This window comes from Vibrio sp. KUL80 (assembly GCF_059725495.1).
On the sequence record NZ_AP045841.1, the window covers coordinates 1,412,061 to 1,430,765 of the forward strand.

Genomic DNA, 18,705 nt, shown 5'->3' on the forward strand with positions numbered 1-18,705 from the left:
GATAAATGTCATCTAATCTTTATTAATGGTTAGCGCTACACTTGTTTGCAAGTTAAGTCATCAAGCACAAACAAGGAGCTATTATGAAAGGATTCAACTACGTTGCCATGCTTAGCACCGCGATCTTTACACTGTCATCAAGCACATTGTCAGCAAGTGAGTTGGCAAGCTCAGGAGTCGAGAATATGAAAGCGAAACAAGATGCCGTTGAAATTAACCAGCCTCAATATTGGCCTAAACCTGAAAATCCAGTTGCAAAAGGATCTGAGGACAGCGAAGCACTTAAGGTTGTACAAGGCTTCTTTGCTGCTTATGGACAAGGGGATTTGGAAGGTATTCGTGAGTTCGTTGCCGAGGATGTCGAGTGGCATATTCCTGGTCGTCATGCCCTTGCAGGAACTAAACGTGGTATTACGGAGTTTACCGAGTTTTTCGCCAAGCTTGGTGAAGCAGGTTTCAAAGCCGAAGTGATGATTTTGGCAGCAAACGATACCTATGTCATTGATGCACATAGAGGATACAGCACTGCTGCAGGCGACAATGTGGATTTAAATTGGATCCTACTTTATCAAATTGAAGATGGGAAAATTAAACGAGTTCAGAACTTCTCTGGGGACGTGTACACCTCAGATGCCTTCTTCAACGCTTTTTTTGCTGACTAACAGCGCGATTACAAACCGAATTTATTTGAGAGAAAAACTATGAGCCAAGTACTTGTTATTTCTGGTCACCCAGAGCTTGATTCGTCATACACCAATAAAGTCATTCTAAACCAGCTTAGCGATAACATTTCTGACATCGAAGTACGTCGCCTTGATAGCTTGTACCCAGACTACAAGATTGATGTTGAAGCGGAGCAGCAAGCGATGATCAAAGCTGATGTTATCGTCCTTCAATTTCCTTTCTACTGGTATTCAATGCCTGCTTTGTTGAAAAAGTGGATGGATGACGTGTTTAGCTTTAATTTCGCGTATGGTCCAGAAGGCGACAAGCTCAAAGGTAAAGATTTCATTCTCTCGTTTACGGTGGGTGGTCCTGAGGAGTCCTACGATCCGCTTGGGTATAATCACTTCACTATTGAAGAGATGCTTCGTCCGATGCAGCAAACGGCTTATCTTGCGGGCATGAATTACATCAAGCCAATCTATACTCATCGTATGGTGTACATTCCGGGTGTGTATAACAAGCTTGAAGAAGTGGAAGCTCGTGCGCGTGACCATGCAACCCGAGTAGAAGCGCAAATTGAGGATTTGATTTACTCGCCAGAGAATCGTATTCAGAAGTTTGTTGCGAACTGGTTTGCTAAGTTCGACCGCCTTGAAGAGTCGACAGAACAGTTTACGCGCTATTTGGCCGAGGATGTTAAGTGGACAGTACCGGAAGGTGAGTTCATTGGGCATGAAGGCTTCAGAGATTGGTATGCGTTAGTTCGCAAAGTCTTTAAACCGGACTGTGACCATGTGGTGGAACAAGTCGAGGTGAAGGAATCGGAGTTAGGCTACGTCGCTGAACTTAGAATCCGATTAATCGCAGAGACGTTTGATGACTCCCCAATGAAGGGCGAAGACATTAATCTGTTGGTTAATGAAACTTGGCAAGTAAGCTTTGATAGCAATGGCGATGTGCGTATCCATAGTTACGAAGTGATACCCGTTAACTCTTAATGAGCTTGTCGCTGCGTCGTCAGTTCTTCGGAATTGACGGCGCGCATATCATAGCTGGAGGACAGAATGAACGAGAACAAAGTAGCGTTAGTCACTGGTGGTAATCGCGGGATTGGACTGGCGATCGTCAAAGGGTTAGCTGAGCACGGTTTTGACGTTGTTCTTGGTTGTCGAGATCTCAGTCAAGGAGACGTAGTTGCGAGTGCCATCGGGGCTAATGTTGTTGCGGTGGAACTTGACTTATCAACCCATGAATCGCGACAGCGAGCGCTAGCACACCTATCTGAGCGTTTCTCTAAGATAGACGTTTTAGTCAACAACGCGGGTGTGCTTGAGGAAACGCCTTTTGCACAGCTTTCAAATGAAGCGCTCATGTCGTCCATGCAAACCAATGCTTTTGCGGCGTTTGAGTTAACTCAGTACTGTGCCAACCAAATGACGAGCAATGGTTATGGACGGATTGTTAATATCTCATCGGGTTGGGGTGCTTTTTCTGATGGCTTAACGGGGCCGGCAGCGTACTCAATCAGCAAGGCGACGCTTAACGCGATGACGAAAGTCGCAGCAAACAGCTACAGCGGAGACATTAAGATTAATGCGATGTGTCCAGGTTGGGTGAGGACTGACATGGGTGGAATGAGCGCCACTCGTTCACCGGAAGAGGGTGCTGAGACAGCTATTTGGCTCGCGATGCTGAGTAGCGATGCCCCAACAGGCCAGTTTTTCCGAGATAAAAAGCAGATTGATTGGTAATAAAAACGGCAGCTCAATGAGCTGCCGTTTTTGATCGACGACTGATTATTCACAAGGTGGAGCAAGGTGAATCAGTGCTAAACCGCCTTGAGACGTCTCACGATACTTCTTGTTCATATCTTTACCAGTCTGGTACATGGTATCAATGACTTTATCGAGAGAGATTAGGCATTTGCTGGTACGCTTAAGCGCCATACGAGAAGCGTTAATCGCTTTCATCGCACCCATTGCGTTGCGTTCAATACATGGAACCTGCACCAAACCACCGATAGGGTCGCAAGTCATACCGAGTGAGTGCTCCATAGCGATTTCTGCAGCAATACACATTTGCTCGTTACTACCGCCACGAAGAGCCGTGAGACCCGCTGCTGCCATTGAAGAAGACACACCAACTTCACCCTGACAACCTACCTCAGCACCTGAAATCGAAGCATTGGTCTTGTACAAGATACCGATGGCGCCAGACACAGCAAGGAAGTCTTTAAGCTGTTTGGTATCCAGTTCTTTGATGAATCTGTGGTAGTACATCAAGACGGCAGGAATAACGCCAGCCGCACCATTAGTCGGTGAGGTCACTACTTGACCGCCCGCCGCGTTTTCTTCGCTGACAGCAAACGCAAACAGGTTAATCCAATCCATGATTTCCATTGGATCGTTTTCGACTGCTGCGTTGGCTTCCAGTTTTTTAAGAAGGTTAGGGGCACGGCGAGTCACGTTTAGACCTCCATCCAAGATACCTTCCGTTTCAAAGCCGCGCTCCATACAGCGCGTCATCACACGCCAAATCTGCTCAGCTTTCTCGTTGATATCTTCGGTGTCTTTAAACGCAAGTTCGTTACGTAGCACCATACCGCCAAGACTCATGCCGTTCTTCTCGGCAAGTGCTAGCATTTCATCTGCGCTAGTGAATGGATACTCAACGCTGACTTCTTCTTCGTCTTTACCGTGTTGCAACTCATGTTCCGTCGCGATGAAACCGCCACCGATTGAGTAATAGGTTTCGAAACCAACACGATTGCCTTCTTTATCAAAAGCGGAGATCGTCATGCCGTTTTCATGGAGAGGGAGGTTTTCTTCATGGAACAGCATGTCTGTTTTGTAGTTGAATGCGATGTTATGCGTACCCGCAAGAGGCAGTTCGCCCTCATCAATCGCTTTCTTCATAGCTTGGTTAGCACTAGAAATCTTAATGGTGTCCGGCTTGTTGCCAAGCAGACCTAGGATTGTCGCTCTATCGGTATGGTGACCAATACCCGTTAAAGAGAGCGAACCATAGAGGTCAACCTGTACGCGATTCACCTTATCAAGGTTGTCAGCAATGAGCTTTGTGAACTGATAGCCAGCGATCATTGGGCCATTCGTATGGGAACTTGAAGGGCCGACACCAACTTTATATATGTCGAAGATGGACAACATAACTTATTACCTTATTACAGCAGTACTGAACCAAGCCAGTCGGGGATATATAGACAAATAACCACAGTGAACGCTGCGAAGACAAATAGCCCGTAGTGGCTGGCTTTTGGCTTAGCGATCAAGTGCTTCTGTTTATGAATAAAGTCTAGCTGTTTGGGCGTTACTTCGCCCCATTTATAGCTAGTGGTCAATCCTACGACCAAAAATACCAAAGTCCCTATTGGTGCAAACCACGGCCACGCGATGTCCATTCCTTTGGCAGCAAATACGGCGACCATGCTAACAATACTTCCGAGAATAATGCCTTTTTCGTTGGCTTTCTTAGACGCTATTCCTAACACAAAAGAGCCAAGACGAATACCTACAAAAATTGAGGTCAGACTAGCGATCGTCTTTAATACGGATTCGTTGGATACCGCCAAAATTGCCGGTACAACCACCGAAGCGGCTGCGACTAAACTCATTTTTCTCGCGGTACTTTCATAATGCGCATCTTCAGCATCGGTTTTAATAAAGCGCTTATAAATATCAAATGTCGCTACGGTTGCCATTGAGTTGTAAGTTGAATCCAGAGTCGACATCGCCGCAGCTGCTAATGCTGAAATGATCAAACCGATAATAATTGGATTGGTGTGGTTGAACACAAAATCCAAGATGACTTCATTTTGGTTATCAAAGACTTGACCATCGTAGAACACGTTGAGCAGCACACCTAAAATGGCGAACAGCAGATAGATAAAAAACGCGCCATAACCACAAAGTAGCATCGATTTTTGGGCTGTATTAACGCACTTGGTTGCCAAAGTGCGCTGGATTATCAGTTGATTGGTGCCATAGACGCTGAGGTGCAGAAACGCAACAGCAACTAACCCTGCCCAGAGTGTGGTATCGACACTTGGATCCATACTCAGGTTAATGACGTTGAGCATCTCAGGTGTCGATTTCACACCGCTATCTATGTCGAAAATTAAAATAAAGAAGATAGCGATAGTACCAATGACTAGGATCAGCGACTGAAGCATATCTGTCCAAATAACCGTCGAAATACCGCCGGCATAGGTGTAAATAGCGGTGAATACGCTTATACACAAAATCGCTTGGGTAATGGTGATGGGTAACACCTGAACCAGAATTAGCGACACCGCATACAAGATGACACCTGCGGAAATACATTGCACCACAAGAAAAACGATCGAGTTGATGGTTCTGGCATAGATACCAAAACGCATCTCTAGATACTCATAGATAGAAGTCAGCTTGAGCTTGTAGAAGATAGGAACGAAAAACACCACGGTGAAAAAGATCACCAAAGGGTAGTTGAGGTGGATCGCCATCGCTTCCATCCCTGTTCCATAGACCCAACCGGGCATTCCGATAAAGGTCATTGCACTTATATAAGTCGCGAGAATGGATACTCCCGCTGTAAACCAACCGAATTGACGTCCACCTGTCGAAAAGTCTCCACCCGTTTTCAGCTTCCTATTTACTAAGTAGCTGATAAATATGGTTGTTGTAATGTATAGGGCGATTACAACGAGGCTTGAGTACGTAACCATTCTTGATTATTCCAAAACATCTTTTGCTTCAAATTCGAGTGGATTCTATCGTCATTGTAGGCGAATGATACAGTTCTGAGTCAATAAATGTGAGATTTATCGACTAAACTGACTATAAATACATCAAAATGGCGAATTTTGCGTGTTAGTGTGATCGTTGTCACTAAAATCTGCACTTTGGGTGCGTATTCATTGGTTTTTGATATGGATCACGGATCTTTAAACCACAAAAAAAGTAAGATTCATCTCGCAGGACGGGGGCAGTCAAACAAAGTTTAGAAATACTGTGCTCGCCATTAAAAACACTATACCTAATTAAAATAAGGGTTTAACGGCTATGACCGCTAAAAAACACATGAGCGAAGTTCCAATGATACAAAGGGTAGCTGCCTACTTAGCTATCTTGGTTGGTTACTTCTTTTACTGTTATAACTTTGTAATTATTGACTACGTACGCCCCTACATCGTTGAAGCGTACGACGGAATTAGCTTGTCGGATACGGCTCAGTTCTACACGTGGCAGTCCGTTGGTGCCCTGATTGGTGCATTAAGTTGTGCTTGGTTCGCAACCAAGTTTGGTAAAAAGAACACCCTGATTGCTATTACTGCACTAAACGGTGGCGCAACCATCATCAATATGATGTTTACCGACTACGCTACATGGGCTGCAATGCGTTTCATCATCGGTCTATCGTTGGGTGGCTACTTCACGGTTGCTGTTTCATTGATGATTGGTCTATTCACACCAACAGTGCGCGGTAAGTTGACGGCCTTTGCATCTTCTATGTTCTCTGTCGCTTTGATGGTAATGGGTGCGTATGCAGCATTTATCACAAGCATCGATGCTCCATGGCAAAGCCTCATGTGGGTTGGCGGTGTACCACCACTAGCGGCAGCTGTACTAATGATCTTCGTTTTACCAAGCGACAAGAAAGTGATTGCTTACGGCGAAGAAGAGCAAGCGAAGGCTGAAGCTTCAACAGACTCTAACGTGACAGCGAAGAAAGGTTCTTGGGGCGAGATGCTAAGCAAGCCTTACCGCACTATCACTATTACGTGTTTGCTACTTGCAGGTCTGAACTTCTACGGCTTCCAGTTCTTCGGTGGTTTCGTAACGACTTACCTACGTGAAGTTCGTATGTTTGACGGTGCAACAATCGGTCTTATCTTCTCCATCTCAGCATTTGGCTCGCTATTTGGTGCTTGGTTCTGGGGTTGGGCGGCAGACAAGTACGGTCGTAAGGTGAACGCATTTGGTTTCATCCTAGCCGGTATCATGGTGTCAATCTTCTTCATCGCACCGGGTGACAAGGTTATTGGCGGTCTGAACATGCTCGCTATCCTCGGCCTGATTTATAACTTCGGTCTGTCTTCATCAGCGGTATGGGGTGGTTACTTCTCAGAGTTATTCCCAGCCCACCTTCGTAGCTACGGTGCGGCACTGTTCCACGGTGGTCGTATTCTAGGTATGTGGGCACCAATGGTACTTATCTTTATCCAAGAGCGTACCGACCTACAAACGGCAATGTGGGGTTCACCAATCGTATGGATCATCGCAGGTCTTCTATGGCTAACACTGCCAGAGACACTAAAAGGCGGCGTGTTCCACAAAGAGAAGAAAGTAGAAAAAGCGAGCGCTTAATTAAAGGCCTTAGTCTTTAACGAAGCTAAGTTTTTAACGAACTTTGGTCTTCAAAGAATTTAGTCGACGGGTAGATTCTCTCCGGTATCTGAAGATACCTGTCGACAACCTAACTTAATTACGAGTCCTGTTCCAACAATGACTCATCATTAATAAGAGAGATGATTATGTCTAAATATCAAGAAGCAAAACGCGTTGTACGTGAATACTTCGACGCAATGGAAAACGCAACGCACGAAAACGTTGCTGAAGTACTAAAAGCTCACACTTCAGAAGATTACCTATGGCGTGGTGTTTACCCATTCCGTGAGCAAGAAGGTGCGGAAGCAGCTGCAGAAGTTTTCTGGGCTCCTTTGATGAAATCTATGACTCGCATGCAACGTCGCCAAGATATCTTTATCGGCGGTGAGAACGAAGTAACTTCAGGTGAAATCTGGGTTATGAGCATGGGTCACTTCATGGGTCTATTCGATGCTGAATACCTAGGTATGCGTCCAACAGGCAAAATCATGAACATCCGTTACGCTGAATTCAACTGCGTAGAGAACGGTAAAATTACTAAAACAGGTCTTTTCCTAGACCTACTAGGTGTTATGGACCAAGCGGGTTGTTACCCACTTCCACCATCAACAGGTAAGCACTTCACTTACCCTGGACCTCGTAACCACGACGGTCTACTGTTTGAAGATGCAGCGCCTGAAGAAGGTCAAGCAACTCTAGATCTAGTAAACAAGATGGTTGCTGACCTTTCTGCACTTAACGACAGCGGTGCAATGGGTTGTCCACCAGAAGTACTAGCGAAGAGCTGGTCTGAAGACATGATTTGGTACGGTCCATGTGGTATCGGTGCATCTTACACAATTCCTCGTTACCAACAGCAGCACCAGCTTCCGTTCCGTAACAACCTAAAAGACAAGAAGTTCAACGGCCACGTATGTCGTTTCGCAGAAGGCAGCTTCTCTTGCTTCTTCGGCTGGCCAAACCTATCTAACACGCCAATCGGTGGTTTCCTAGGTATGACTGGCGGCGAGGTTCGTGCAGACATGCAAGTAGTAGACGTTTACTACCGTGACGGTGACAAGCTATCTGAGAACTGGGTACTGATCGACCTTCCTTACTGGCTAAAACAGCAAGGTCTAGACGTGTTCGAGCGTACTTCAAGCATCCTAAACCCTTCTCTATAAGAGCAATACCTACGGCTTGAGCGTCCTCTCAACCTCAAGCTTGCTCCCAACCGATGCCACAGGACGTGGCATCGTTTTTCCTGATTATTATTTTTTAACGGGCTGTTAGGCACGGAGGCTTTCTATTGCCTGTAAAGTAGGAAGCAAATGAAAAAGTCTGCATTAAGTGTACTAGTGGTAACTGCACTTACTTCTGCCTCTGCAATGGCCGCACACACTTTTACCAATGAAAATGGTGACTCTTTAACTATTGATGGCCGTTTTGAAGTTCGCTACCAAAACAAAGCACGCAATTTTGATGACACAGCTGGTGAGTATGAAGCTCGCACCGATGAATTCAACAGTGGTAGTTCTCGTTTTGGTTTTAAAGGTGTTAAGCAACTTGAAAATGGTTGGCAAGGCTTTGGTCACGCAGAGTGGGGTTATAACTCTTCTTCGACTGCCAATGACATCTACAGCCGTCTTCTATACGCAGGTGTAGAACACGAAAAGTGGGGTAAAATCGCTGCAGGTACTAAGCAGTGGAGTACTTTCTATGATGTGGCTTGGTACACCGACTTAGGTCGTACCTATGGTTCACGTGGTACTGGCTATTACAATCTAGCGGATTGGGGTATTGCTTCAGGCACAGGTCGTGCTGAAAACTCTATTACTTATCGTAACAACGTGGGTGGTGACTGGAAATACGGCTTCACTTACCAAACAACACGTAACGATGTTGCTCTAGCTGGCAATGCTACTGCAACATTGAAAAACGGTATGGGTGCTTCTACCTCTTACTCGTTTGAAAATGGTCTAACACTTGGTTTGGCGTATCACCAGAATGAGCTTACAGATATCGAGAATGCATCTAATATCAACGATGGTGACATTCAACGTATCGCGTTGCTTGGTGCGAACTATTCACTAGGCGGCTTCTATGTTGGTGCGACATACAGCGAAGGCTCAAACTGGGAAGTAAATGATAACGCTGAGTTTTATGACTCGCGTGGCGCAGAGCTATACACCTACTACCATTTTGAAAACGGTCTTCGTCCAACGCTTAACGTTAACTACTTAACTAGCAAAGATGACAATGGTAATGGCTACGAGCGTCAAACCATCATTCCAGGTCTAGAGTATCACTTTACAAAGAACACCTTCCTTCTTTGGGCTGAATACCAGTTTGACCAAGGTAATGACCAATACGTGCAAGACCACTACGATAACCGCGATAACCAGTTCTCTGCGGGTATCCGTTACTACTTCTAATAACTTGTTCCCTCAACCTGTTGCAATTTGGGAACAGGTAATTGCTGCAGGTTGATGGGTACAACCCATTTTAGATGGTATTTATGTGCTAAAGCCTTACATTTAAACGATGTAAGGCTTTTCTGTTTATGCATACGTACCAAATTATGCTACATTTAGCGCCATTGGCTCGGTGAATTAAACTAAATAAATGAATATTCCAAAACAGACGGTCACGTCAAAAGATGTCGCTAAACTCGCGGGGGTGTCACAATCGACGGTATCCCGTGTGTTTGTTGAAGGGAGCTCTGTCGCAGAAAAGACCAAACAAAAGGTGTTTGAGGCAGCAAAAGCACTCAACTACCGCCCCAATGCGTTCGCGCGAAGTCTGACGACCAATCAGTCTAAACTTATCGGCTTAGTCTTCCCAGATGCGGATTATCCTATCCACATGAAAACGCTGCAGCTAATCAGTAGCGAGTTGCAAAAAATCGGCTACTCAGCCGTGCTCATTCCATGGCAAGTTGATGGTGAAAATCAACACTCGATTCCTAATATTTTCCAGTATCGAGTAGACGGTGTCATTGCTGCATCCGCCACTTTCAATACAGCGCTTTACGATGAGTGTGAAGAGTTCAATATACCAATCGTGCAATACGCCCGTGTTGTCGAGGGTACTAAGAGTAGCTATGTGATCAGTGATAACTATTCGGCAGGGCAAATCGCTGCACAGCGCTTTGCGGATAGCAAGTTGTCCGACGTCGTTTATCTAACGGGTGAAGTTCCAACCTTGACCAACCAAGAGCGCGTCAATGGTTTTTGCGATGAGTTTCAATCGCTAACTGGCAAGACCCCTAAAGTCGTTGAAGCCAACTACGATTATGGTGGCGCGCTAGAAGAGATCCGTACATTGCTCAAGAGTGGGGCAAAACCACAAGGTGTGTTCTGCGCGACTGACAATCTAGCGATGGCTTTTATGGACATAGCTCGTTTTGAGTTTGATTTGAAGATCCCGGAAGATGTTCAGGTGATTGGCTTTGATGATATTCCACAGGCGACTTGGCTAAGCTACGAGCTGTCGACCTTCCGCCAAGACTTCACTCGTCTCGCCAGAGAATCGGTAAAAATCATTTCAAATCAAATCAAAGAGAAGGACTCAAGTCTGGTTCGCTTGATGGTCCCTGTACGCTTTATTGAGCGAAATAGCACTAACTAGCTTCTAACATCTCTAAACTGACTATAATAGTCGTGGTCAGACCTTATCATTTGAGTGAATTTGCCTATCCTTTGGATAGGCAAAACTTATTTTCTTTTTATCTAGCACGCTGTTAACATTGGCGTCCGCTAAACAATTGCCCCCATTGTCTAAGGAAAAAAGATGGTAATACCTGAAAATAGTAGCATCGTGATCTTTGGTGCTTCAGGCGACCTTACGTACCGTAAGTTGATCCCTGCTCTTTACCATTTGTATGCCAGCGACCAGCTGCCAAAATCATTTGCTATTCTTGGTGTGAGCCGCACTCAATACAGTGACGAATCATACAGAGAGAAACTCAAAGCTTCTCTTCAAGAGATGGAGAAGACAGAGCCAGAAACGCTAGAAGCATTCTGTAACCATCTTCATTATCAAGCGATTGATACCTCTGATACTCAAGATTACGCGAAACTCGCAACCCGCCTTGATGACGTTGCAAACCAATACGGCTTTGAACAACGCAACACGCTATTTTATTTGGCGACACCGCCAAGCCTTTACAGCATTATTCCAGCAAGCCTAGCGGCTCACGGTCTTAATGATGAAAGCCAAGGCTGGAAGCGTCTAATCATCGAGAAGCCATTTGGTTATGACCTTGCGTCAGCGCGACAGCTCGACAAAGAGATCCACGAGCACTTCCAAGAGCATCAAATCTATCGTATTGACCACTACCTAGGTAAAGAGACGGTTCAGAACTTACTTGTTCTGCGTTTCTCGAACGCGATGTTTGAGCCACTCTGGAACCATCAGTACGTTGATTATGTAGAAATCACGGGTGCTGAGTTCTTAGGTGTTGAGGAGCGTGGCGGCTACTACGATGGTTCGGGTGCAATGCGTGACATGTTCCAAAACCACTTGCTACAAGTACTCGCAATGGTAGGCATGGAATCTCCGGCACAAATTAACGCGGATGCAATTCGTAACGAAGTCGTTAAAGTGCTGCAATGCTTGCGCCCGCTTTCGGAAGATGACTTGCGTAACAACCTAGTGCTAGGTCAGTACACAGAATCCAATGTGCGTGGACAGTTCCTACCGGGCTACCGTGATGAGCACGGGGTAGCGGACGATTCTCGTACAGAGACTTACGTTGGTTTGAAGATGTTTATCGATAACTGGCGCTGGAATGGTGTTCCTTTTTATGTCCGCACAGGTAAACGTTTGCCGACTCGTGTCACCGAGGTGGTGATTCACTTTAAACAAACGCCGCACCCAGTGTTTGGTAAAGACGCACCTGAAAACAAGCTTATCATCCGCATTCAACCTGATGAAGGCATTCAGATGAGCTTTGGCTTGAAAGAGCCAGGAGCGGGCTTTAACGCCAAAGAAGTGAAGATGAACTTCCACTACGCGTCACTTCAAGAAACGCAAATGCTTACCGCGTACGAGCGTCTTCTGTTGGATGCACTTAATGGTGACGCAACACTATTTGCGCGTAGTGATGCAGTAGAGGCGTGTTGGGAGTTTGTACAACCGATTCTAGACTTCAAACAAGATCCACAAGCGCTATTTGGTTATGCGTGTGGTACTTGGGGTCCTAAAGAGTCTGATCAGCTGCTTCACAACGATGGTCGCGCTTGGCGCTTCCCTTGCAAGAACCTGACAGACACAGATTACTGCGAACTGTAATCACAAGATTATGTCGCGCTGGGAGAGCTGCACAACTTGGCGCGACCAAAAATTTCAAAGCAGCAAGTTAAGTTGCCGAATTGATGGAGAGAATGATGAAAGGTGATATTGGTGTAATTGGTCTGGCGGTAATGGGTCAGAACCTTATCCTAAACATGAATGACCACGGCTTTAAAGTTGTGGCTCACAACCGTACTGCTGCAAAAGTTGACGAGTTCCTAGAAGGTCCAGCGAAAGGCACAAACATTGTTGGCGCGTACTCACTAGAAGAGCTAGTTGAGAAGCTAGAATCGCCACGTAAAGTGATGCTTATGGTACGTGCTGGTGACGTTGTCGATAAGTTCATCGAAGCTCTAGTACCACTTCTAGATAAAGGTGACATCATCATTGATGGTGGTAACACAAACTACCCAGATACAAACCGCCGCGTTGCTGCTCTTCGTGAGAAAGGCATCCACTTCATCGGTACCGGTGTTTCTGGTGGTGAAGAAGGCGCGCGTTTCGGTCCTTCAATCATGCCAGGTGGCGCTTCAGAAGCTTGGGAAGCGGTTAAGCCTATCTTCCAAGGTATCTCTGCAAAAACTGACGCTGGTGAGCCTTGCTGTGACTGGGTTGGTAACGATGGTGCAGGTCACTTCGTTAAGATGGTGCACAACGGTATCGAATACGGTGACATGCAGCTGATCACTGAAGCGTATCAGTTCATGAAAGACGGCCTAGGCATGTCTGCTGACGAAATGCAGGCAGTGTTTGCTGATTGGAACAAGACTGAACTAGACAGCTACCTAGTAGAAATCACTGCTGACATCCTTGGCTATAAAGATGAAGACGGCGAGCCACTAGTAGAGAAGATCCTTGATACTGCGGGCCAAAAAGGCACAGGTAAATGGACAGGTATCAACGCACTTGACCTAGGTATTCCACTGACGCTTATCTCTGAGTCTGTATTCTCTCGTTGTCTGTCTGCTCTTAAAGACCAGCGCGTTGAGGCTGAGTCTCTATTCGGTAAGACAATCACGCCAGTAGAAGGTGACAAGCAAGAGTGGGTTGATGCACTTCGTCAAGCGCTACTCGCTTCTAAGATCATCTCTTACGCTCAAGGTTTCATGTTAATGCGTGAAGCATCAAACGAGAACGGTTGGGATCTAAACTACGGTAACGTAGCACTAATGTGGCGTGGTGGTTGTATCATCCGCTCTGCATTCCTAGGCAACATTCGTGATGCATACGAAGCGAACCCAGATATCGCATTCCTAGGTTCAGATGAGTACTTCAAAAACATCCTACAAAGCAGCTTAGCGGCATGGCGTAAAGTAGCAGCGAAATCTCTAGAGGCTGGCATTCCAATGCCATGTACGATTTCTGCGCTATCTTTCCTAGACGGCTACACAACAGCACGTCTGCCAGCGAACCTGCTTCAAGCTCAACGTGATTACTTCGGTGCTCACACATACGAGCGTACTGATCGTCCACGTGGTGAATTCTTCCACACAAACTGGACTGGTACGGGCGGCGACACTGCGTCTACAACTTACGACGTGTAAGCGGTTTAAGATACAAAGTTAATTCGAGCCTCGCTATCTAGCGAGGCTTTTTTTGCGCATTATACAACCGTCAAGGCTGGTGGAGCTTGATCTATTCGAATCCGATATAACTTCTAACTTAGGCGGAAATAAGCCGTCTGTCATAATGTGCCATGACAATGATGTTTACATTGGTTCGTCCGTTTCTCGGTCAACCTATAAGGATATTTTATGAGCACATACCTCAACATACTCTCTGCGGAACCGGAGTTGATGAGCAAATTAACTCGCTCTCCTCTTCTAGATTTATCAACGGCAATTGAACTAACGCCACTGGATGGTCGACCTACTTATGCGTTTTATGGGGATAAGATTGAAAACCACTCTTCCTTAGAAAGACTATCTCGTGAGCAAGCGGGAGAGGGCATTTACTATCGCTATACCAATACCGAGCTCAATGGTGCCGATAGTGGTCTGGTAAACTACCGCGAAGGCATAACTCGTGTTTTACTTAAATACCTCAATGACCAGTCGGATTCACTGAGCTATCAAAGAGAGTTACTCGACGAAACGCAAGCGATCATACCGATACCGAAATAAGTTACCTTTGCACCTAGCGCAACAAACATTTGTGATTTTGGTAGTAAATCGAACGTACACATACTGCTAGACTGACGGGACAACAATCAAAACTAAGGAGAAGTTATGTCCCTTTCTATTCCAACGCTTGGTGCGGGTACATTTCGCTTAAAGGGTGATGACGCTTACAACTCAGTAAAAATGGCTCTTGAGGCTGGCTACCGTCACATCGATACCGCTCAAATCTACGGAAACGAGAAAGAAGTAGGGCAAGCGATTGCTGACTCGGGTATCGCACGTGATGAGCTTTTTGTGACAACAAAGATCTGGATGGATAAGCTTGGCAAAGACTCTTTCATCCCAAGCCTTGATGAGAGTTTGAAAGATCTACAACTCGAACACGTTGATCTCCTTCTTATTCACTGGCCGCTAAAAGATGAGGCAGTGCCAATGGAGGAGTACCTTCAAGAGCTCAAGTATGCTCAAGATTCTGGTTTGGCACGATATATCGGCGTGTCGAATTTTACGGTAGCGCAAATGAAGCAGGCGATTGAGATTCTTGGTGAAGGCGTGCTTTACACCAATCAGGTGGAAGTGCACCCATACTTGCAGAACGCTCAAGTTGTCGATTTCTGCAAGCAGAACGAGATGATTGTGACAGGCTACATGCCATTCGCCTATGGCGACGTATTGAAAGATGGCTCTATTAAGCACATCGCCGAAAAACACGGCGCGACACCTGCACAAGTCGTGCTGGCTTGGATGGCTAAGTCAGGTTTTGTCACTATCCCATCGTCGACGAAAAAGGCAAACATCGAGAGTAACTTAGGTTATGTTGATGTTGTGCTAAACGATGAAGATATGGCAACGATTGCTAACCTAGATCGTGGTCACCGCTTAGCGAACCCTGATTTCGCACCAGAGTGGGACTAGATTTAGTATTCTATTTACAGCGATTCTAACGAAAAACGTCAGGCATTTGCCTGACGTTTTTTTATCACTACTTCTTTTTCATCATATTGGCGAGATCAGCAAAAGGGTTGTGTGTCGCTGCTTGGTGATTATCTTCGCCGGGCTTCACTTCGCTGCCGTAGAGCTCATGCTCTGTGTATTTTGAATGCTCATGGTCGTGACAGTACAAGCACAAGAGCTCCCAGTTACTCCCATCTTCAGGGTTATTTGTGTGGTCATGGTCTTTGTGATGAACCGTGAGTTCCCGTAGGTTTGAATAGACAAACTCACGAGCGCAGCTACCACAAACCCAAGGGTATAACTTAAGTGCCTTTTCGCGATAGTCGCTCTCTTTACGCGCGTAGGCGGCACTGGTACCGAAATAGTCAGAAGACATGCTGTTCCTTACTCTTTTAACGTGTGAAAGCCTGAGTAAATGCGGGTGAATGTGGTAAACCAGCAAGCGGTACCAAATACAAACGCAATCGCCGCAAAGTGTTGCGGGAACAAGCAAAGTAGCACAAAACACCCTATGGTTTCTGTGCCTTCAGTCAAACCGCTCATGTAATAGAGCGATTTGTGTTGATAGACAGGGTTTTCAATCCCTCGTTTTCCCGCCATAACGGCAAACGCTAAGAAGCTAGTTCCTGTTCCGATGAATGAAAAAATGAGAAATGCACCGGCAATGGCATTTTGCTCTGGGTTGGCGATGACAAAGCCAAAGGGGATCAGAGAATAAAATAAGAAGTCGAGACTGATGTCGAGAAAGCCGCCAGCATCACTGATACCCTGAATTCTCGCAAGCGCGCCATCTAATCCATCGCAAATACGATTAAGAACGATAAGAACAAGGGCGAGTGAGTACTGCTCATAAGCGAGAGCAGGGAAGGCTAAACAGCCAAGAGCAAATCCAAATAATGTGGTTTGATTGGCAGTAACCCCAGCTTGATTTAATACTCTTGCCGATTGCGCCAGTGGCCAACGAATGACTTTGATACTTAGTCGATCAAGCATGTGCGCTCTCCCATGGCCATTTGAGTACCTGGCTCCCTTGAGGGATATCATCTTCATCGTGCGTCACCATTAGAGTCGGAATATTGGCTTGTTTTAATTGATCCATTACCCAGTCTCGAAACTGCACGCGCAGTTCCTTATCAAGCTTGCTAAAGGGTTCATCCAATAAGGCAACCTCGGGCTCTGCGAGCAGCATGCGGGTTAGGCTGATGCGGGCTCGTTGACCTCCAGAGAGTTGCTCTGGATATTGCTCAGCAAGTTTCGAGAGTCTGACTTTACTGAGCGCCTCCATCGCTTGTGATTTGCGATTCGACCCTTTGACCTCATTGGGCAAAGCAAACGCTAAATTCTCCCAAACATTCAGATGAGGAAACAGCAAGTCGTCTTGGAAAAGTATGCCAACACGACGCTTGTGGGGAGGCAAGGTGTCGATTCGCTGCCCATTGAGCTGAACCTGTCCCGAGTAGGTGAACTCAGGTGCAAGGTGACCGGCGACAACATCGAGCAAGGTCGATTTACCGCAGCCGCTGGGTCCCATCAAAGTCAGAATAGCTCCTGAGTCGATAGAGAAGTTGCAATTAGAAAACAGCACCTCACCATCACGCTTACGGATGGCGAGGTTTTCTAGCAAGAGCGTCATTAACTAACAATCCTTTAAATTTAATTCGGCGATAACGGGTGTGAAGGCGATTAACCAGCACCGCAATGGTGAAAAAGAGCAGAGGTAATAGAGCTTGGAACAGCGCATATATCGCGGTAACACGTCTATCAAACCCGCTCGAGAGAGCCACCGCTTCGGTGGTAATGGTGGCGATACGCCCTGCACCAAGCACCAGTGTTGGCAAATACTGAGCCAGACTCACGCTGATACCGATCGCCCACGCAAAGATGATGGCAGGAAGCAGCAGTGGCAGCTTGACGTGAAACCAAGTGTAGAGCGGGCTTTTACCCAGACTCATGGAGGCTTTAGTGAGCTGATCGTTAAATCCTCGCCAAGGTCCATCCAGCGATAAATAAACAAATGGAAACGCGAAGAATACGTGAGACCAACACACCCAGAATAGATAGGCGCTGTCATTGAGCATCAATGTGGCTACTTGCAAACCAAATAGAATACTCAGTTGCGGAAGTAACATCGGAATCGCAATGACATATCCAGGGATTTGCAGACGATACTTATTTCGATACTCATGCCCAACGATGGCAAGTATTAGTGCAATCGAGGCAGATATTATGGCGATGGTTAGACTCTGGCTGATTACGCTAGTCATCCCTTCCCATTCATACTCCCAAAATCGCATTGTATAACGTGATGGCAACAGAGCAGGGAATCGCCAGCGCTGAGCAAACGTCCAGATAATAGTAAGCGGTACCATGGCGGTGACGATGCCGGCAATAATTATAAATAGTGATTTTCCCGGCAGGCGAATTGCGTAGCGTCCAGAATATTGCCATTGATTTGCGTATTTGACGACGACAAACTCAATCAGTCTAGCTAGGCCTATGAGTAGTGAGGCAATGACAAACAAAATAACGGCACCCGCACTGGCTCTTGGAAGTAGGTTGAGGTCTGGATCATTGAACCACTGCCATACAAGAACGGCAAACGTAGGCGGGTTCGTCGGGCCAATAATCAAGGCAACATCAACGACGGATAAGCTATATGCGATGACAGCGAGCATTGGAAAGCGGATCTTTGCAAACCATTGAGGCAGGATGATTTTCCACCATGCCGCCGCCTCAGAGTAACCAAGTGAAGAAGCGATCTTCAACGACTCGCAAACTTTCAGCTGGCGTAATATTGGAATACTCATCAGCAGAAGAAAGGGCACTTCTTTGATGGCAAGCATCAATGTCAGTCCTATGCCGTAGGGATCTTTTACTAACCAAGGGGCATCACTAAGACCGGACTGGCTGCTGACTCCAAAGAGTTCAACAAGTGCCCGTGCTCCAAACCCTGTTGGTGAGAACAGAAACGCAAAGCCAATGGCAAACGCCACGTGTGGCAGCGCCAGTAGTGGCGATAGTGCCAGTTCAATTTTCTTCCACCAACGACTGTTCCAACTCGCTGCGATAATGGCAAAAGCGAGGAAGCAAGCAAAGTAGCTGCTCACAATAGCAGTGGTTAAAGTGAGCGCGATGGATTTTTCGACGCCTTGCCACGCGAAAACATCGGTAAATCCAGTGACGCTAAACTCATTCAGGTTGAGCGGAGGAATGTAACCGAGTGATGCCACTACCACACCCGCAAGGCCAGGTATGGTAGGGAGAATGCAGACAACAACCAATATGGCGTACAACAGTCTTAGCAT

General features: G+C 46.3%; 17 protein-coding genes. 11 read left to right on the forward strand and 6 right to left on the reverse strand.

What is annotated here, in order from left to right; genetic code table 11:
• The first annotated feature begins 83 nt into the window (after positions 1-83).
• The 3 genes from AC6I8U_RS06475 (at position 84) to AC6I8U_RS06485 (ending at position 2,417) form a co-directional block, all read left to right on the forward strand.
• Complete coding sequence (locus AC6I8U_RS06475; RefSeq protein WP_234495731.1) at positions 84-662, forward strand: nuclear transport factor 2 family protein; 579 nt, start codon at positions 84-86, stop codon at positions 660-662.
• A gap of 39 nt (positions 663-701) precedes the next feature.
• Positions 702-1,664, forward strand: coding sequence for an NAD(P)H-dependent oxidoreductase (locus AC6I8U_RS06480; protein ID WP_498018062.1), 963 nt, complete (start codon positions 702-704; stop codon positions 1,662-1,664).
• Between the two features lie 66 nt (positions 1,665-1,730).
• A complete protein-coding gene (locus tag AC6I8U_RS06485) occupies positions 1,731-2,417 on the forward strand; it encodes an SDR family NAD(P)-dependent oxidoreductase (protein WP_498018063.1) in 687 nt (228 codons plus the stop codon).
• Positions 2,418-2,462: 45 nt separating this feature from the next.
• Here AC6I8U_RS06485 and AC6I8U_RS06490 read toward each other — a convergent pair whose 3' ends face one another.
• Positions 2,463-3,833 carry an L-serine ammonia-lyase gene (locus tag AC6I8U_RS06490; RefSeq protein WP_498018064.1) on the reverse strand — a complete coding sequence of 457 codons (1,371 nt, stop codon included), beginning with the start codon at positions 3,831-3,833 and terminating at the stop codon, positions 2,463-2,465.
• 14 nt (positions 3,834-3,847) lie between these two features.
• Complete coding sequence (locus AC6I8U_RS06495; RefSeq protein ID WP_498018065.1) at positions 3,848-5,389, reverse strand: sodium:solute symporter family transporter; 1,542 nt, start codon at positions 5,387-5,389, stop codon at positions 3,848-3,850.
• Positions 5,390-5,726: 337 nt separating this feature from the next.
• Between AC6I8U_RS06495 and AC6I8U_RS06500 the strand changes: the two genes are divergently transcribed.
• From AC6I8U_RS06500 to dkgB, 8 genes are all read left to right on the forward strand, one after another.
• Positions 5,727-7,031: an MFS transporter gene (locus AC6I8U_RS06500; RefSeq protein WP_498018066.1), complete on the forward strand. Its 1,305-nt coding sequence runs from the start codon at positions 5,727-5,729 to the stop codon at positions 7,029-7,031.
• Positions 7,032-7,198: 167 nt separating this feature from the next.
• The gene (locus AC6I8U_RS06505; protein ID WP_234495737.1) at positions 7,199-8,215 is read left to right on the forward strand and encodes a nuclear transport factor 2 family protein; all 1,017 of its coding nucleotides are present in this window, start codon (positions 7,199-7,201) and stop codon (positions 8,213-8,215) included.
• Positions 8,216-8,362: 147 nt separating this feature from the next.
• Positions 8,363-9,466 carry a porin gene (locus AC6I8U_RS06510; protein ID WP_234495738.1) on the forward strand — a complete coding sequence of 368 codons (1,104 nt, stop codon included), beginning with the start codon at positions 8,363-8,365 and terminating at the stop codon, positions 9,464-9,466.
• Positions 9,467-9,656: 190 nt separating this feature from the next.
• Positions 9,657-10,661 carry a LacI family DNA-binding transcriptional regulator gene (locus AC6I8U_RS06515; protein ID WP_498018067.1) on the forward strand — a complete coding sequence of 335 codons (1,005 nt, stop codon included), beginning with the start codon at positions 9,657-9,659 and terminating at the stop codon, positions 10,659-10,661.
• A gap of 162 nt (positions 10,662-10,823) precedes the next feature.
• The gene (gene zwf / locus AC6I8U_RS06520) at positions 10,824-12,326 is read left to right on the forward strand and encodes a glucose-6-phosphate dehydrogenase (protein WP_234495739.1); all 1,503 of its coding nucleotides are present in this window, start codon (positions 10,824-10,826) and stop codon (positions 12,324-12,326) included.
• A gap of 95 nt (positions 12,327-12,421) precedes the next feature.
• Entirely contained in the window at positions 12,422-13,870 is a 1,449-nt protein-coding gene (gnd, locus tag AC6I8U_RS06525) for a decarboxylating NADP(+)-dependent phosphogluconate dehydrogenase (RefSeq protein ID WP_128648871.1), read from the forward strand.
• A gap of 210 nt (positions 13,871-14,080) precedes the next feature.
• Complete coding sequence (locus tag AC6I8U_RS06530; protein ID WP_498018068.1) at positions 14,081-14,449, forward strand: hypothetical protein; 369 nt, start codon at positions 14,081-14,083, stop codon at positions 14,447-14,449.
• A 105-nt stretch (positions 14,450-14,554) separates the two neighbouring features.
• Positions 14,555-15,361 (forward strand): 2,5-didehydrogluconate reductase DkgB, encoded by an 807-nt coding sequence (gene dkgB / locus AC6I8U_RS06535; protein WP_498018069.1) that lies wholly within the window; start codon positions 14,555-14,557, stop codon positions 15,359-15,361.
• 67 nt (positions 15,362-15,428) lie between these two features.
• Here the strand turns inward: dkgB and AC6I8U_RS06540 are convergent, their stop codons facing one another.
• From AC6I8U_RS06540 to AC6I8U_RS06555, 4 genes are read right to left on the reverse strand one after another with little or no spacing between them, the layout of a single operon-like run.
• Entirely contained in the window at positions 15,429-15,776 is a 348-nt protein-coding gene (locus tag AC6I8U_RS06540) for a YajD family HNH nuclease (RefSeq protein WP_042499543.1), read from the reverse strand.
• Between the two features lie 8 nt (positions 15,777-15,784).
• On the reverse strand, positions 15,785-16,393 hold the full coding sequence (locus tag AC6I8U_RS06545; RefSeq protein WP_394151427.1) for a CDP-alcohol phosphatidyltransferase family protein: 609 nt from the start codon (positions 16,391-16,393) through the stop codon (positions 15,785-15,787).
• The gene (locus AC6I8U_RS06550) at positions 16,386-17,033 is read right to left on the reverse strand and encodes an ATP-binding cassette domain-containing protein (protein ID WP_498018070.1); all 648 of its coding nucleotides are present in this window, start codon (positions 17,031-17,033) and stop codon (positions 16,386-16,388) included. Before AC6I8U_RS06550 ends, AC6I8U_RS06545 begins: the two co-directional genes overlap by 8 nt.
• Entirely contained in the window at positions 16,999-18,705 is a 1,707-nt protein-coding gene (locus AC6I8U_RS06555) for an ABC transporter permease (RefSeq protein WP_498018071.1), read from the reverse strand. The genes AC6I8U_RS06550 and AC6I8U_RS06555 overlap by 35 nt, the downstream gene beginning before the upstream one ends.

What these genes read in the sequence shown, in the direction of transcription:
- AC6I8U_RS06475 (WP_234495731.1), top strand. Translation starts at nt 84, where the DNA reads ATGAAAGGATTCAACTACGTTGCCATGCTTAGCACCGCGATCTTTACA.
- AC6I8U_RS06480 (WP_498018062.1), top strand. Translation starts at nt 702, where the DNA reads ATGAGCCAAGTACTTGTTATTTCTGGTCACCCAGAGCTTGATTCGTCA.
- AC6I8U_RS06485 (WP_498018063.1), top strand. Translation starts at nt 1,731, where the DNA reads ATGAACGAGAACAAAGTAGCGTTAGTCACTGGTGGTAATCGCGGGATT.
- AC6I8U_RS06490 (WP_498018064.1), bottom strand. Translation starts at nt 3,833, where the DNA reads ATGTTGTCCATCTTCGACATATATAAAGTTGGTGTCGGCCCTTCAAGT.
- AC6I8U_RS06495 (WP_498018065.1), bottom strand. Translation starts at nt 5,389, where the DNA reads ATGGTTACGTACTCAAGCCTCGTTGTAATCGCCCTATACATTACAACA.
- AC6I8U_RS06500 (WP_498018066.1), top strand. Translation starts at nt 5,727, where the DNA reads ATGACCGCTAAAAAACACATGAGCGAAGTTCCAATGATACAAAGGGTA.
- AC6I8U_RS06505 (WP_234495737.1), top strand. Translation starts at nt 7,199, where the DNA reads ATGTCTAAATATCAAGAAGCAAAACGCGTTGTACGTGAATACTTCGAC.
- AC6I8U_RS06510 (WP_234495738.1), top strand. Translation starts at nt 8,363, where the DNA reads ATGAAAAAGTCTGCATTAAGTGTACTAGTGGTAACTGCACTTACTTCT.
- AC6I8U_RS06515 (WP_498018067.1), top strand. Translation starts at nt 9,657, where the DNA reads ATGAATATTCCAAAACAGACGGTCACGTCAAAAGATGTCGCTAAACTC.
- zwf (WP_234495739.1), top strand. Translation starts at nt 10,824, where the DNA reads ATGGTAATACCTGAAAATAGTAGCATCGTGATCTTTGGTGCTTCAGGC.
- gnd (WP_128648871.1), top strand. Translation starts at nt 12,422, where the DNA reads ATGAAAGGTGATATTGGTGTAATTGGTCTGGCGGTAATGGGTCAGAAC.
- AC6I8U_RS06530 (WP_498018068.1), top strand. Translation starts at nt 14,081, where the DNA reads ATGAGCACATACCTCAACATACTCTCTGCGGAACCGGAGTTGATGAGC.
- dkgB (WP_498018069.1), top strand. Translation starts at nt 14,555, where the DNA reads ATGTCCCTTTCTATTCCAACGCTTGGTGCGGGTACATTTCGCTTAAAG.
- AC6I8U_RS06540 (WP_042499543.1), bottom strand. Translation starts at nt 15,776, where the DNA reads ATGTCTTCTGACTATTTCGGTACCAGTGCCGCCTACGCGCGTAAAGAG.
- AC6I8U_RS06545 (WP_394151427.1), bottom strand. Translation starts at nt 16,393, where the DNA reads ATGCTTGATCGACTAAGTATCAAAGTCATTCGTTGGCCACTGGCGCAA.
- AC6I8U_RS06550 (WP_498018070.1), bottom strand. Translation starts at nt 17,033, where the DNA reads ATGACGCTCTTGCTAGAAAACCTCGCCATCCGTAAGCGTGATGGTGAG.
- AC6I8U_RS06555 (WP_498018071.1), bottom strand. Translation starts at nt 18,705, where the DNA reads ATGCTAAGACTGTTGTACGCCATATTGGTTGTTGTCTGCATTCTCCCT.